The sequence below is a fragment of the Thermorudis peleae genome (genome assembly GCF_000744775.1).
In the GTDB taxonomy this organism is placed as follows: Bacteria; Chloroflexota; Chloroflexia; order Thermomicrobiales; family Thermomicrobiaceae; genus Thermorudis; species Thermorudis peleae.
Genome location: NZ_JQMP01000004.1, coordinates 457,834 through 471,676 on the forward strand (window position 1 = coordinate 457,834; position 13,843 = coordinate 471,676).

Below are 13,843 nucleotides of genomic sequence, written 5' to 3' on the forward strand. Positions count from 1 at the left end.
CCGTTTCACGTTGCATTCCAGCTAACCAGGAGCACGTCGCTGTTCAGACAGAAAGCCCAGGGATGATATCCCTGGGCTTTGAAGACAAATCTCGCTCTGCCGCTGCTGGCAACGGCGACGATCGTCTCCTACTGGTTCCTCAACAGCATGCTCCGATGCCATCTTACCGTCGCAGCCCGAGGCGAGCAATAAGCGCCTGGTATCGATCAGCATCATTGTCCCGCAGATAGCGCAACAAGCGCCGCCGCTGCCCAACGAGCATGAGCAAGCCACGGCGTGAATGATGGTCATGAGGATGCTCACGCAGATGCTCAACAAGGTTGTTAATGCGCTCGGTTAGCAGGGCAATCTGCACCTCAGGAGAACCGGTATCATGCTCATGAACGCGAAATTGCTGAATGATTTGCTCCTTTTGTGCCTTATACAGTGCCATTGCCCTGCAACCCCTTATCGCTCGTACCAACAACCTCCACCCACATCACAACGGAGGAAGTATAGCACTACAGCAGGCTGCTGCAAAAAGTGAGAAGCGCCCCAGACGAACGACACGCTGAATGTCAAATCTGGAGAAAAGTTGCCGTCCGGCGCGTCGTTCACACGTTGGGATAGAACCCTCGCTTTTTGTAGTAGAGCCGCGGAACGCTGACTTGAGGGGATTACTGTCAAAAGCTGCGCTTGTAAACAGGAAAGCCGCGACCGCATTGACCTGTCTGAGCTTGGTTTTCTCTGCAGCACTCTAAGGTACCTCTCGGGCAATTCAGAAATTGCTGGATATCTCCCAGTTGTCCTTGACAAGATGGTTTTTCTTAATCTATGATTCTATCCATATGGGATAGACCTTATTAGTCCTTTGGTGGAAACAAGGACCAGAGAATCAGGAGATGAATCTGCAAGGGAGCGGGCATCGTTCGCAAAATTTCTGTCCCGTCCATCATTCTGCATTCTCCTCAGAGAGCAACGCACGATAGTGCTTGTGAGGTTCCGCGTAACGAAAGGACGGAATCGGGTGGGGCGGTTGCACGCTCGTATCAGGTGGATAATCTGCTTCGCGCTTTTCGCAACGCTCTGTTTCTCCTCCATTGCCGCAACACCTGCACTTTCTCCTGCCCCACAGTGGCCATTCGCAGCGCAGCCACAGAGTGTCGTGTTCTTTCCCTGGCTACCAAACGGACAGCGTATCGGCACTCTCGGTCCATGGCATAGTGTCGCCATTCTCCAAAACATCGAAGAGTACCCGATTACTATCGACCTTTGGCAGCCGGGAGACTATACGCACCCGATTAAGACCCTGACCCTGCCATCACACGGCATCGAAACAATCGCACCAGAGGCGCTCTTCACGTCAACCGACGAAGGAGCACACGCACTCGTGGCAACAGCGCGACCTGCCTTGCCGAGCACGTCAAACCCGCCATCGGATACCATCTGCAACAAGACCTTCGCTACTCGCACGTTTGTGGTCCACAAAGGCGGGCAAAACACGGCAGATACGATCAAACTTGATCCATCAATCACCCCAAAGGTCATCATCATCCGCTACGGTGCCTACGAGTCATTCGCTGGCATTGGCCAACTCTCAAACGACCATGAATGGCGAGCACTTCGCACGACCACTGGACTGAGTATCGACTGGCGAGCGACGAGAGATAGTACGGAGCCGGATCCGATTAGCACGAATGCGAACTACGATGTCATCCTGCCCGTGATTGACCAGCAGTGCAGTACGATCACCGCTCGGATTGCTGGGGCAGTCAAGCTCGTTGAGCCGCTGCCAGCACCCGAAGCGATCACCTCCCAAGGGCACGCTATCGTATCAGGGTATACGGCACTTGGACTTACCGAACTACTGCACGCGGCTCAACTCCCTGAAGAGAGTAAGTTTGCTGACCTCCTGGCAAGTACTGAGCCGACACGCTGGGCGTTTCCCATTGTTCAAAGCAACAACGGTTGGGAAAGTGTCATCCATCTTACCAACCTGGCCACGGCAGGTAGCTGTAAGGCCACTATTGACCTCTTGCCTTCGGCTGAGATGGCGATGAGTCATCAACCGCTTCGTGTTCAAGCAGCAGTGACTGCTGGAGCAACACGCTCGCTCCACCTTGTTGACCTTCTGGAAAACAATGGGGTCTCCGCGCAAAACTGGGTTGGACAAGCGTGGATTACTGCGCCATGCCCGGTGGTCGCAAGCGTTGACCGTATCAAGCCCTCAACACTTATGGCCTTGACCAATGTGCCGGTCGCTCGCGCTGCCGATAGTCCACGCGTTGTGACGGCACCGCTCATCTTCCAGTCCTACAATGGCTGGAACAGTGGGATTAATATCAGCAACCTTTCGGATAGTGAGGAAAATCTGGTAACGCTCAGCTTTTACGACACCCAAGGTACACTGCTTGGCAAAGTTGAACGTACGCTGCCTCCCAGCGGCATGACCTTTGTCTACCGCCCATCATTCGATGGCGCCGGCATCGAAGGGCTCTCACAGGCCACCGTTGTTGGCACCGAGCCAATTGCGGTTGCCGTCGATGCCGTCAAGTATCAAGGCAACAAGCTCGACGGCCAGGGCCAAGCGCTCAGTTATCTTGCGCCGAGTGGCGCAGCCGAGGGAGAGTTCCTTACTCTGCCACTCGTCCAAAAAGGCGATGGTAGCCAGCGAGCTGATACGAGTGGCATCAATCTCTTCAATACAAGCGCAACGACTCCCGCTGAGGTCGTCGTGCGCTTCTTTGATCACATGGGGCATGAGGTACCGAGTAGCACTCAGTCGCTGACGCTCGCCCCCCACAGTGGTCAAACGCTCTACACACCACGCCTCAGCGCACTAACACCTGGATTTCACGGCAGTGCGGTCGTTGCCGTACGGACAGGCGGACCAGTAAGCGCTATCTCGAATAACGTCAACTACGCTGTCGCTGTCGACGGCTCGACTACGTTTAGCCTCGTGACCACACCACCTGGGCTACCCATGCCCCAGCCAACAGGCGAGTATGCTATTACCTTAACGGCGTCGGCCGACATCAGTCAAATCAACGTTCCAATCCAATTGACCGCAAAAACTACAGGCAGTGTGATTCCGATTACCCTCTTTTCGCTATCCGACCACAGCATCCTATGGTTCAACGTAAGCAACGAAGCAGGCCAAGTCGCATATTCCCATGTCCATACTGATCCTCAGCGAACTGACCAGGTGCTTGCCTGTATCGACCTTGACCTGAGCCTTTCATGCGATCAAGGCGAGCCACGCGCAGCCGTGACGCTCCAGTGGGTGAACTACCAACTCGCATTCCCTGCTGACGGCTCCAATCCCCCGTATGGCGACTCAGAAACGGTCCAGCTAACGGTTCTTGTTACGGACATCGGCATGCAATCACACAGCGTTGCAGGAGCGCGCGTCCTCTTCAGCATTCTGGAAGAGGGAAATGATAATCCGGCACCTGCCGTCATTGGTTCAGCAACACCACTAACCGATGCTAACGGGAAAGCCTCTGTCACCATCCTGCGCAACGGTAGTGAAGCTGGTACAACGACGATCGTTCGGGCCTGCGTTGACGTTAACCGAAACGGCCAGTGCGATAGTACGAGTGAGACGGCAGGAGAGCCACATGATGACTGGATTATCACGTGGAGTTCCTAATTTGCGCGCCGGTGCTCACTGTTACGCCAGGCAGCTGGCCGTCCAGGATCAAAGGCGGACAGTTCGGCTAGTGTCTCGGTACCAGTAAGCGCTGCGACAAGGAGTTCGGCTGTGCCAGGGGCGAGCATGACTCCCAGGTGTTCGTGTCCACTTGCGACCCAGACATTTGCCCAGCCGGGCAGGCGGCCGATAACGGGAAGTCCATCGGGAGGCGCCCCTGGCCGCAGTCCAACAGTCGTGCCAGCAAAGATTGCAGGACGCAACCCGGGCGCGAGCTGATTCAGGATGGACAAGCACGTGACAAGGCCATCAACTGTTGGCTGCTGTTCCCAGCGCCCTCGTTCCTTCGTTGGACCTGCCCAAATATCGCCATCAGTGCGTGGAACAACATAGCCACCAGCCGGACCGGCAAGGATTGTTCTGAGCACCCCCGGCACTGTACGAAGGAGCACCATCTGGCCACGCACCGGCTCGATAGCGACGGAGGAGCCAAGCAATCGCACGAGAGCCGTTGTCTCAACGCCGGCTGCGAGTACGAGCTGGTCAACCGGCAATACTGCTGCGCCAGTCTGCAGCGCAATCACGCGGTCGCCGACTGTTTGGAAGCCGAGTACTGGGGTCTGTTGCAACACGGTTACGCCGCGCCGGCACGCTGCGTCCAACAGTGAGCGCACAAAACGAGGCACCACCATACTGGCAGCGTCAGCGAGATACAGCCCACCAACGACCTGTTCAGCCACCACTGGTGCATCAGCTCGCACTGCTGCAGCGTCGAGCCAGGTGACATCAAAACCGAGCGACTCAAGCCATTGGCCATGATCCCGCAGCGCTTGAGCTTGCTCAGCTGTGAACGCTAACCGTAGCTCGCCCCAGGTGTGATAGCTTGGATCGATTGGCGTTTCATCCTGCAGCGTCGCAATCAACCAGGGATAAGCCCGCAGGCTTTTGAGAAGCAAGGCACGAAGGGCTTCGGGTTGTTCTCGTTCAAGATGGGGCCCAACAATTCCCGCGGATGCTTCGGCAGTCCCAGCGCCAGGTATCCCACGCTCGAGGACGCAACACGAGACTCCTTGGCGCGCCAGTAAGTAGGCAAGTGTTGCCCCAATAATGCCACCGCCGACAATGGCGATGTCAACCCCATGCATTTGCTTTTGCACGATTGCCCTACTCTCCCCTCGGCATTGAGCACGGCGCCGTCAGCACGCGTGCTTTGTGGTATACTACGCTACGCAGGTGATGAGGCTCACCAGGCGGCACAAGACCGCCGAACCGCCGAGCGGCTGATGGCCTCTACGCAGTTCCGGATTATTCCGGTAGCGTGGAGGTTTTCTTATGGTGCATGAAACACCGGCCATGCGAACAGGAGGAACAGCCGAGCAGCGTGGCGGATGGCTTGCACGCATTTCCCGCCTGTTTCGCACTCGTCCAACTATCCAGCCAGACCGCGTGCTCATTGCAATGCTCACGGAAGCGATCGCCTTACCTGGTTGCCCAGTCTGTCGGCTCCTTGCAGAGCGCGAATTGCGCGGGCTGGAATCAATCCTGTGGGAACAGGTCACCGATCCAGATACTCATCGCGCACTACTGGCCGCGCGCGGTTTTTGCTTCATTCATAGTTGGGCACTCATACCAGCTGGTGATCATGTATTCAGTCACCATGGTGTGGCAATCCTTCTGCAGCGCATTCTCGTCGATCTACTCCAAACAGTAAAGATCGGTGGCGTTACAGCTGCTCGGCGCTGGCTCACCCCTCGTACTCCCTGCCCGGCTTGCATCTGGGAAGCCCAACGAGAATCGACGCTGCTTACCGCGCTGGCGTGGATCGCCATGCACGAGCCAGAACTCGTCGTCAGTGAGCCAGCGCTACTCTGCCAGCCACATGCCCACCTTCTTGCCATCACCCTTGAGCGAATCGCCCCAGCTCAAGCAGCGCGCTGGCGTTCGCTGCTTGACATCCTCGCCACACGATATGCGCACCACCATCGCAGCCTCGATAGTGAGCAACAGCTTGCACTGCGTGTTGGCCGACGACCACCATATCTTCCACGCCAAGCTGAATATTGCCCATGGTGCCAAGCTGAGCGGGAATATCTCAGTAAGGGAACGGCCTGGCTGTGCGACCGCGCTCGGGCATGGACCACCTATCTCGATGCTCCCCAGCTGGTTGCCCAGTTGCTGCTTGAGGAAGACCAAGCTTGGCCGGAAGCAGTTGCTCTGCCGATGGAGACGAGCAATCACTCAGCGGAACCGCGCTGCCTTGGCCACCTTCGCCAAGCACTCACACAGCCAGACGCTGACCACGTTCTTGATGAGACGGTGGCCGCCTTCGAAGAGCTTGCTGAGCGTGCTCAACGATTTATTGCCAGTTCTGATTACCGTTTTCGCGGGCATCTGACTGACGAAGAGCGGCGAAGTTGGCGAGACCTTATCGCAGTCTTTGGTGGAGAAACGCCCGGTGTCTCGCTTCACGACGCACGGGTCTCGTGAAACACGAGGATAAGTCATGACGATGCATGGTAGCACTATCGCAGCGGACTCCTTTACCGCTAAACTGATTGCAGGGCTGCGGCATCCTCGACCAGACATTGCTGAACACTGTGCCTGGATACTTGGCGAACAAAAGGAGCAGTACGCCGTACCCGCACTCTGCCAAACAATCCAGGAACGTCTGTGGGACGTCGATGTTGCAGCCGCCGCTGTTGCAGCACTCGGAAAGATCGGCGATCCGCAAGCTCTCCCGGCACTTCAATTTGCACTCCAGCATGGAGCAGCACGTGTCCGCGTCGAGGTTGTTGCAGCACTGCGGCAACTCCATACACCGCAAGCCGATGCGGTATTGCGCGACATCGCGGAACATGATCCGTTAGCTAGTATTCGTGACCAAGCACTCCGCGCGCTCCAGAAGGGAAGGTAAACGTTCATGGGACAAATGACGCCGATGCCCCGGCTTGATGCGACAGCCGCAGAACGTATCCAAGCACTTGCACAGCGCATTTGCGATACCGTTGAGCGAGTTATCGTGGGGAAACGGGCAGTTATCGAGCAAGTCCTTGTTGCCCTGCTCGCCGATGGCCATGTGTTAATTGAAGACGTCCCTGGTATCGGCAAAACCAAGCTCGCCCGTACGCTCTGCCAAACGCTCGGGGGCACCTTCCAACGTATCCAATTCACACCAGATCTGCTCCCCACCGACATTCTCGGCACCCTTGCCTACCAACCGCAGGACGGATCGTTTCGTTTTCATCCTGGTCCAATTTTCGCCCATGTCATCCTCGCGGACGAAGTGAACCGCGGCACCCCGCGTACCCAAGCTGCATTGCTGGAGGCGATGGAAGAGCGCCAGGTGACGGTTGAACGCCAAACGTATCCGCTTCCACGGCCATTTTTGGTGATTGCGACACAAAATCCTGTTGAACTTGAAGGCACCTTTCCCCTACCGGAAGCGCAACTCGACCGCTTTTTGCTGCGAATCCGCATGGGATATCCCGAGCGAGAAGACGAACGAGCGCTCCTTGGGCGATTTCTGCATGGTGATCCCCTGCAAGCAATTCAGCCCGTGACAAGTCCAGAAGAACTCATTGAGGCAAGCCAGCTGGTGCGCGCTGTGCACATCAGTCCACCCGTCGAAGATTACCTTCTTGATCTCGTTGCCCGAACGCGCACCCATCCTGACCTAACGCTCGGCGTTAGTCCACGTGGCACGCTTGCACTTGCACGGGCGGCTCAAGCCTATGCCATCCTCCATGGCCGCGCATATGTCTTGCCAGATGACGTGCGCACGATGGCGATTCCGGCACTGGCACATCGGTTGCTCCTTGCCCCCAGCGCTGAACTCCATGGGCGAACGGCGGAAACCGTGCTCGGGCAGATCGTGGCTGAGTTACCTGTGCCAGTCGAGCCTGATGTCGAGCTGCTGGAGACATAGGAGCAGGCGATGGATGATGCCGCTGCACTCTTTGACACTGAGCAGGCTGATCGCCTTCCACCACTCCTAGGTCTTGCTTGCCTTGTCGTGCTTGCTGGACTCGCATTGCGTCAGCCCCTGCTCGCCTTTCTCGGCGCAGTCGTTGCCGTGACCTTGGTGCTCGCGCTGCTCTGGCGCCGCGTGGGGCTACGCGCCGTGCACTACACGCGCCAACTTTCCACCACACGGGCATTCCCTGGCGAACTGATCACCATGGAACTCATTCTCGAGAACAACAAACTTCTTCCACTTCCCTGGTTAGAGGTTGAAGATGACATCCCTGATGGCCTAGCAACTCGAGAGGCCCAGCTTGAGCCGTCCTTCAAACCAAAGACGCATGTATTGCGTACCCTCTTCGGGATCCGGCCCTATGAGCGCATTCGCCGGCGCTACACGCTCATCCCGCAACGCCGTGGAGTATTTCGATTTGGGCCAGCTCGCCTTCGTACCGGCGATCCATTCGGACTCGCATTCACACGCCAAGAGATCGATGAGCGAACCGAACTTCTGGTTTACCCTCCGCTGCTCCCCCTCGAAGTATTCCAGGTACCAGCTGAACATCCCCTTGGAGAACGATCACCACTGCGGCCATTCCTCGAAGACCCAACACGCTATGCGGGTGTACGCCCTTATGCCCCAGGCGACGCCCCACGACGAATCCATTGGGCAGCGACAGCGCGGACCGGCGAAGTGCAAGTCAAACACTTTGAACCAGGCGCAACACCGCTCTTAGCACTCTTTCTCGACATCAACACCTTTCAGCATTACTGGGAAGGGCTTGATCCCGAGAAGCTTGAGCACGCGATCGCCCTCTGCGCCGCCTTAGCGCGTTGGGGACTTGATGCAGGATACCAAGTTGGCCTTTATGTCAACGCTCCACAGGCAGGCGGTGAGCGGTTGATTCGCCTGCCGGCAAGTCGTCATCCACGTCAGCTCCAACGGATTCTGGAAGCCCTTGCGCGCCTCGTTCCGTATACGGGTTATCGCATCGAGCGCCTGCTTGCCAGTGAAGCACGCATGCTTCCTTGGGGGGCAACGCTTGCCGTGATCACCGCCCTGGTTACGCCAGAGCTTGAACGGACACTCATCCGCCTTTACCGTGAGGGGCATACGATTGCTCTCTTCGCTGTCGGAGACGCGCCAAGCCTTCCTTCGCGACCTGGCTTTGTCATTCATACGCTGGAGGATTTGCCGAATGCGACGATGGCTGCCTCATCCGCTTGACATTATCCTCAGTGTCCTTGTCGCCAGTGCGGAAGCCCTTACGCTTCTCCCGTGGCTTCATCTTGGTGCTGCGATGGTGTCATCACAGACCCAACCCCCCGCAGGGCTCGTGCTTGGTGGACTCGGGCTCGTTGCATTCTGGCTCGCCCGCTTGCTCCTTGCTGCGGGTTGGGACGTTGGGTTTGCTCGGGCAATCAGTGCCCTGGCGTGGATCTGGTGTACGCTGCTTTGGATTGGCCTCACTTCGCACGGCGGGATCCTTGCACCACTCATCGGGATCGTTCAACTCCTGCACCTTCGTGGCCCGGCACTTGCCTTACTCATCCTGAGCGCTCTGGCATGGTGGCGCGGCCTCACGCTCGGCGCTGACCCACGCCCATTCACGAGTGACTTTGTCCGACGCAGCCTTATTCGCGATCTGGTTCTTGTTGGCGGCGCGCTGTTCTTCGTGCTTGTTAGCAAGCACCTGGCTGAAAGCGCTGGCGCAACATTGAGCTGGGTTGTTCCGACACTCGCAGCCCTCCGTCTCATTACAGCCGCAACAGTGCAAGCGGCAGCGGTACAACACTCGGCTGCTCGACGCGTGGGAGGCACACTCCAGGTAAGACGCTGGCTGAGCAGCGCAACGGGTCTTGCGCTCTTCACTGTTGCGTTCGCAGCACTTATCAGTCTGCTTGCTGGCCCGGCACTCTGGCAGTGGCTTGCGACACCACTGAGCTGGATCCTTACCGGCATCGAAACCGTGCTCTTCTTTATCCTTGCTGCGTTTGCCTACGTCCTCTTTCTACTCCTCACTCCGATAACGTGGCTTCTCCACCATGGCGGAAGCGCGCATCAGCCACTTCCCCAACAGCCACCGGCTTTCCCGACGTTCCACGAAGCCGCTAACCATGCACGGTTTGGACTGCCGCCGATTCTTCGCTTTGGGGTCGAACTTGCTATCGGTATTTCCCTGGCGGCTGGTATTCTTCTGCTTGTTGTTCGCGGGCTGCGTCGTTATCACATCGCAACAGGTGAAGAAAGCACGCAGGATATCCACGAAGCAACCTGGTCGCGTGCGCTTGTCATGGAGCAGATCCGCGGTCTTCTTCGGCGTCCGACACAAAAGCGTGCCCAGCGACGTGTACCAACGACGCCTCAGACCGTTCGTGAGGCATACCAGGCTGCCCTCTGGCTCCTCAGCGAGTACGGCTTCAGCCGGCGAGCCCCAGAGACACCACTGGATTATCTTGCACGCCTACAGCACATGCTCAACGAAACAACGAGCACCTTTGCCGATTTGACAGCGCGGTATCTTGTTGCGCGCTATGGTGAGCGTGCAACCAGCGAAGATGATACTGCGGCCGTTGCCGATTGGCAGGCTCTGCACCGCTCTCTCCATGCGCGTTCTGCCCAACAAAGACAAGGGAAACGGCTGCGAGGGACATCATAATTCATAATGTCGAAACTGAAGCTGCTTGCACAGCATTCTCTCTCCTTACCCGCCGTGCAGCGATGGATGCTTGCTATTTGACCGTGGATACAGGAAAGTGTTACGCTATGCATTGCGTGCCAGCAAGAAGGCTGGCATGGAGAGTGTTGTCCAAAGTTCGTAGCAGCACGCGATGAGCAGTTCCGCTGAGCGCAGGGACGAGGTTCGGAGACGGGGAGGCAATGATCCGACTACGACTACGCCGGATGGGTCGCAAGGGGCAACCACACTATCGGATTGTCGCTGCAGAAGCGCGCTGGCCACGCGATGGACGCTTCATCGAGGAGATTGGGTACTATAACCCTCGTACAGAGCCAGCGACAATCCAAGTTAATGCTGAGCGAGCGCAGTACTGGCTTTCGCACGGCGCCCAGCCAACCGAGACGGTCCGCTCCATCCTCGTCAAGGCAGGGGTTCTGCCTGGGCGCAACGGAGCTGGGCAAGGCACGACGACGCAGGCAAATGCGTAGGTAACGAGGTACTGGCGTAATCATGAGTGGCAGCGGAGGACGCCCACCAGGACCACCACGACGGCCACCTCACCGGTCAGAACCCGAACGCGCCATCCCAGCGTTGCGGGATCTGATCGACTATATCGTTCGCCAGCTTGTTGATGGGCCAGGAGCATTCCAGATTCGAGCACGACGTCGGGGCCGCACCGTCGTCCTGCGGCTCTCAGTGGAACCAGACCAGCTTGGCAAAGTTATTGGCCGCGAAGGCAAGATCGCTCGCGCTATGCGGACGATGCTGAGCATCGCCGCTATTCGCTACGGTGTTCACGCGAGCTTGACGATTGATGACCAGATCGAACGAACAACACGGCAAGAACCGGCAGTCAATTGAGCGCCTCTCAATCGGCAAAATTGTTGGCGCACACGGCCTTCGCGGGGAAGTGCGTCTCCGCATCTGGTCGCACTTCCCTGAGCGTATTCCGAAGCTGGCGTATGTCTACATCGAAGACGAGCCAACACCGCGGAAGCTCCGCCGCGCCCGCATCCAAGGAGAAATTGCCCTACTTGCCCTGGAAGGGATTGAGACCCGAGAGGCTGCCGAGGAATTGCAAGGACGCGTGGTGCGCATTGATCTTGCTCAAGCTGCTCCCCTCGGCGAGGATGAGTACTACCACTTTCAGCTCATTGGGCTTCGTGTCCGCGATGAGCAGGGAATACTGCTCGGGGAGCTTGTCGAGATCCTCGAAACAGGAGCAAATGACGTCTACGTTGTCCAGACGGCACACGGCGAACTGCTTTTGCCAGCACTGCAATCGGTGATTCTTTCGATTGATCTGGATGCCGGTGAAATGATCGTGCGGCCACCCCTCTACTACGACGAAGAAGACGACGAGGGAGGCTGATCGATCGCTCCGCGCCCACGTCGCTGCCGTAAGACATCCCACACCCGTAGCAGTGGCACATTCATCGCTGCTAAGAGCACGAGGACGTGATAGAACAGGTCAGCGACCTCGTTCGCAAGCGGCTCAGGCTGGCCATTCTTTGCAGCAATAATGACTTCCGCCGCTTCTTCACCGATCTTTTTGCCGATCTTATCGACCCCCTCGCGGAAGAGATAGCTCGTATAGGAGCCTTCGCGCGGAGATGCCTGCCGCTCAGCGATAACCGCCGCAACATCATCGAGAACCCAACTGCCACTGTGCGGCCAGGGACGCTGTATGAGAGGCTGCCCATCAAAGCAGCTCGTCATGCCGGTATGGCAAGTCGGGCCGTGGGGCTGCACGAGGATCAATAACGCATCGCCATCACAATCGGCACGCAATTCGACGAGCTCAAGCACGTTACCGGAGGTTTCACCTTTCATCCAAAGACGTTGCCGGCTCCGGCTCCAGAAGTGCACGAATCCGGTCTCGATTGTGCGCTGAACTGCCTCGGCATTCATGTAGCCGATCATACGCACGGTGCGGGTTGCTACATCTTGGATGATCGCCGGGACAAGCCCCTGCTCGTTAAAGCGGATCTTTGTCAGAACTGCTGCCCTATCAGCTGCCTGTTCCATTGCACGTTATCCTCATGCCACAGCCACACCACGGCCCTCACCATTTTCTCCAGCTTACTCAGCTGGTGCCATCATTGCATACTCGCTGGTGGTTTCAGGCAAGGGCAGCCGACGGCCAATCGCTTCGGCAACGCGCGCCAGTTGCGGCATGACAGTCGCAAAGTTCTCGAACGTCAGCGACTGGCTGCCATCGGAAAGCGCTTGATCGGGATTGGGATGCACCTCGACAATCAACCCATCAGCACCAGCGGCCACAGCAGCAAGCATCATTGCTGGGACAAGCTGCCAGCGGCCAGTGCCATGACTTGGGTCGACAATGATTGGCAAGTGGCTCAGTCGCTTGATGGCCGGCACTGCGGCAAGGTCGAGTGTATTCCGAGTGTAGGTCTCAAACGTCCGAATGCCGCGCTCACAGAGGATAATCTGATCGTTCCCTTGGGCTGCAATGTATTCAGCCGCGAGGAGCCATTCCTCGAGTTGAACCGCCATACCACGCTTAAAGAGCACTGGCTTGTGCGTTCTTCCCACCGCCTCCAGCAAGAGGTAGTTCTGGCAATTGCGCGCGCCAATTTGCAGAACATCGGCATACTCAGCCACAAGATCCACCTCATTGGGGCTGAGCACTTCGGTCACCACTGGCAACCCCGTCTCCTCGCGAGCCTTCGCCAGCAGCTTGAGACCCTTTTCACCGAAGCCACGGAAGTCATATGGCGAAGTACGAGGCTTAAAGGCACCGCCGCGCAGGAGTTTTGCTCCAGCCGCTTTCACGGCCCGTGCAGTTGTGATGATCTGCTCCTCGCTTTCGACCGAGCAGGGGCCAGCAATGACAACAACGTCATCGCCACCAATAGCCACATCGCCAACGCGGATCACGCTATTGACTGGATGGAAATCGCGGCTGACGAGCTTATACCGCTTGCTGATACGAACGACCTGCTCGACTCCAGGCAGCCGCTCCAGCGCCTCCTTTAGCGTGTCTGGCAAGGGGACACCAACAATACCGATCACCATCCGCTCGGCACCGGGCGCAAGCTTAGTTGAGAAGCCAAACTCCTCAACACGCTTCTGCACAGCAGCAATCTGCTCGGGAGTCGCACCCGGCTCCATGATCACGATCATTCCTCGTCCCTCCTTGTCCTTCCCTGGGCCTGCACCATGATCGAGCTACAACGCGGAACCGAATGTCCAGTCAGGACGCAAGTCACGCGCTCCACGTAAGTAGACATGGCGAATCTCATTGGCATGACGCGTTGTGTTGACATGCATAAGCACGCGCACAACGCGTTGTAAAGCACCGGGGACATTCATCTCGTGGGCGCAGAGGAGCGGAACCTGAAGCCAGCCAAGCTCACGGGCTGCGACCGCAGGGAATGTGGCGTTCAAATCAGGTGTCGTCGTAAAGATAATGCTCGCAATATCGTCAGGCTGCACGTCGTTTGCCTCGGCGATCGCCAGTAACAACTCGCGCGTCGCAGCAACAATTTCCGCAGCGTCGTTCCGCTCCACTGTCGTCGCTCCGCGAATTCCCCGGCACCAATGCATT

The 13,843-nt window shown here is 57.6% G+C and carries 14 protein-coding genes and 1 riboswitch; of the genes, 9 read left to right on the forward strand and 5 right to left on the reverse strand.

Features of this window, described 5'->3' with window-relative positions; all coding sequences use genetic code 11:
- Nucleotides 1-163: 163 nt before the first annotated feature.
- A complete protein-coding gene (rpsO, locus tag N675_RS12025) occupies nt 164-433 on the reverse strand; it encodes a 30S ribosomal protein S15 (RefSeq protein ID WP_038040222.1) in 270 nt (89 codons plus the stop codon).
- Between the two features lie 573 nt (nt 434-1,006).
- On the opposite strand from rpsO, the gene N675_RS12030 reads away from it, so the two are divergent.
- The gene (locus N675_RS12030; protein WP_038040224.1) at nt 1,007-3,631 is read left to right on the forward strand and encodes an Ig-like domain-containing protein; all 2,625 of its coding nucleotides are present in this window, start codon (nt 1,007-1,009) and stop codon (nt 3,629-3,631) included.
- Here N675_RS12030 and N675_RS12035 read toward each other — a convergent pair.
- Nucleotides 3,628-4,788: an NAD(P)/FAD-dependent oxidoreductase gene (locus N675_RS12035; protein ID WP_156100890.1), complete on the reverse strand. Its 1,161-nt coding sequence runs from the start codon at nt 4,786-4,788 to the stop codon at nt 3,628-3,630. The genes N675_RS12030 and N675_RS12035 overlap by 4 nt on opposite strands.
- 66 nt (nt 4,789-4,854) lie before the next feature.
- Nucleotides 4,855-4,931, forward strand: a riboswitch (Fluoride riboswitch).
- 32 nt (nt 4,932-4,963) lie between these two features.
- Between N675_RS12035 and N675_RS12040 the strand changes: the two genes are divergently transcribed.
- From N675_RS12040 to rimM, 8 genes are all read left to right on the forward strand, one after another.
- Complete coding sequence (locus N675_RS12040; RefSeq protein ID WP_038040229.1) at nt 4,964-6,118, forward strand: hypothetical protein; 1,155 nt, start codon at nt 4,964-4,966, stop codon at nt 6,116-6,118.
- Nucleotides 6,119-6,134: 16 nt separating this feature from the next.
- On the forward strand, nt 6,135-6,545 hold the full coding sequence (locus tag N675_RS12045; RefSeq protein WP_038040231.1) for a HEAT repeat domain-containing protein: 411 nt from the start codon (nt 6,135-6,137) through the stop codon (nt 6,543-6,545).
- A gap of 6 nt (nt 6,546-6,551) precedes the next feature.
- Nucleotides 6,552-7,556, forward strand: coding sequence for an AAA family ATPase (locus tag N675_RS12050; protein WP_338417754.1), 1,005 nt, complete (start codon nt 6,552-6,554; stop codon nt 7,554-7,556).
- A 9-nt stretch (nt 7,557-7,565) separates the two neighbouring features.
- The gene (locus tag N675_RS12055) at nt 7,566-8,819 is read left to right on the forward strand and encodes a DUF58 domain-containing protein (RefSeq protein ID WP_051914711.1); all 1,254 of its coding nucleotides are present in this window, start codon (nt 7,566-7,568) and stop codon (nt 8,817-8,819) included.
- Nucleotides 8,791-10,251 (forward strand): DUF4129 domain-containing protein, encoded by a 1,461-nt coding sequence (locus N675_RS12060; protein WP_038040233.1) that lies wholly within the window; start codon nt 8,791-8,793, stop codon nt 10,249-10,251. The genes N675_RS12055 and N675_RS12060 overlap by 29 nt, the downstream gene beginning before the upstream one ends.
- A gap of 221 nt (nt 10,252-10,472) precedes the next feature.
- A complete protein-coding gene (gene rpsP, locus N675_RS12065) occupies nt 10,473-10,760 on the forward strand; it encodes a 30S ribosomal protein S16 (protein WP_038040243.1) in 288 nt (95 codons plus the stop codon).
- Nucleotides 10,761-10,782: 22 nt separating this feature from the next.
- The gene (locus N675_RS12070) at nt 10,783-11,133 is read left to right on the forward strand and encodes a KH domain-containing protein (protein WP_081887096.1); all 351 of its coding nucleotides are present in this window, start codon (nt 10,783-10,785) and stop codon (nt 11,131-11,133) included.
- The gene (gene rimM / locus N675_RS12075; protein ID WP_038040245.1) at nt 11,087-11,644 is read left to right on the forward strand and encodes a ribosome maturation factor RimM; all 558 of its coding nucleotides are present in this window, start codon (nt 11,087-11,089) and stop codon (nt 11,642-11,644) included. The genes N675_RS12070 and rimM overlap by 47 nt, the downstream gene beginning before the upstream one ends.
- Here rimM and hisIE read toward each other — a convergent pair.
- Genes hisIE through aroH form a run of 3 tightly spaced genes read right to left on the reverse strand, consistent with a single transcriptional unit; the run spans nt 11,614 to nt 13,842 of the window.
- Entirely contained in the window at nt 11,614-12,300 is a 687-nt protein-coding gene (hisIE, locus tag N675_RS12080; protein ID WP_038040246.1) for a bifunctional phosphoribosyl-AMP cyclohydrolase/phosphoribosyl-ATP diphosphatase HisIE, read from the reverse strand. The two genes, rimM and hisIE, sit on opposite strands and share 31 nt — an antisense overlap.
- 54 nt (nt 12,301-12,354) lie before the next feature.
- Nucleotides 12,355-13,419 (reverse strand): 3-deoxy-7-phosphoheptulonate synthase, encoded by a 1,065-nt coding sequence (gene aroF / locus N675_RS12085; RefSeq protein WP_038040248.1) that lies wholly within the window; start codon nt 13,417-13,419, stop codon nt 12,355-12,357.
- A gap of 45 nt (nt 13,420-13,464) precedes the next feature.
- Nucleotides 13,465-13,842, reverse strand: a complete 378-nt coding sequence (gene aroH / locus N675_RS12090) for a chorismate mutase (protein WP_038040250.1) — start codon at nt 13,840-13,842, stop codon at nt 13,465-13,467.
- Nucleotide 13,843: the final 1 nt, after the last annotated feature.

Bases quoted from the DNA above. Each gene is read 5' to 3' on its own strand.
- rimM (WP_038040245.1), top strand. From the start codon at position 11,087: ATGACCAGATCGAACGAACAACACGGCAAGAACCGGCAGTCAATTGAG.
- N675_RS12070 (WP_081887096.1), top strand. From the start codon at position 10,783: ATGAGTGGCAGCGGAGGACGCCCACCAGGACCACCACGACGGCCACCT.
- aroF (WP_038040248.1), bottom strand. From the start codon at position 13,419: ATGATCGTGATCATGGAGCCGGGTGCGACTCCCGAGCAGATTGCTGCT.
- N675_RS12040 (WP_038040229.1), top strand. From the start codon at position 4,964: ATGGTGCATGAAACACCGGCCATGCGAACAGGAGGAACAGCCGAGCAG.
- N675_RS12050 (WP_338417754.1), top strand. From the start codon at position 6,552: ATGGGACAAATGACGCCGATGCCCCGGCTTGATGCGACAGCCGCAGAA.
- rpsO (WP_038040222.1), bottom strand. From the start codon at position 433: ATGGCACTGTATAAGGCACAAAAGGAGCAAATCATTCAGCAATTTCGC.
- N675_RS12060 (WP_038040233.1), top strand. From the start codon at position 8,791: ATGCGACGATGGCTGCCTCATCCGCTTGACATTATCCTCAGTGTCCTT.
- hisIE (WP_038040246.1), bottom strand. From the start codon at position 12,300: ATGGAACAGGCAGCTGATAGGGCAGCAGTTCTGACAAAGATCCGCTTT.
- aroH (WP_038040250.1), bottom strand. From the start codon at position 13,842: ATGCATTGGTGCCGGGGAATTCGCGGAGCGACGACAGTGGAGCGGAAC.
- rpsP (WP_038040243.1), top strand. From the start codon at position 10,473: ATGATCCGACTACGACTACGCCGGATGGGTCGCAAGGGGCAACCACAC.
- N675_RS12045 (WP_038040231.1), top strand. From the start codon at position 6,135: ATGACGATGCATGGTAGCACTATCGCAGCGGACTCCTTTACCGCTAAA.
- N675_RS12055 (WP_051914711.1), top strand. From the start codon at position 7,566: ATGGATGATGCCGCTGCACTCTTTGACACTGAGCAGGCTGATCGCCTT.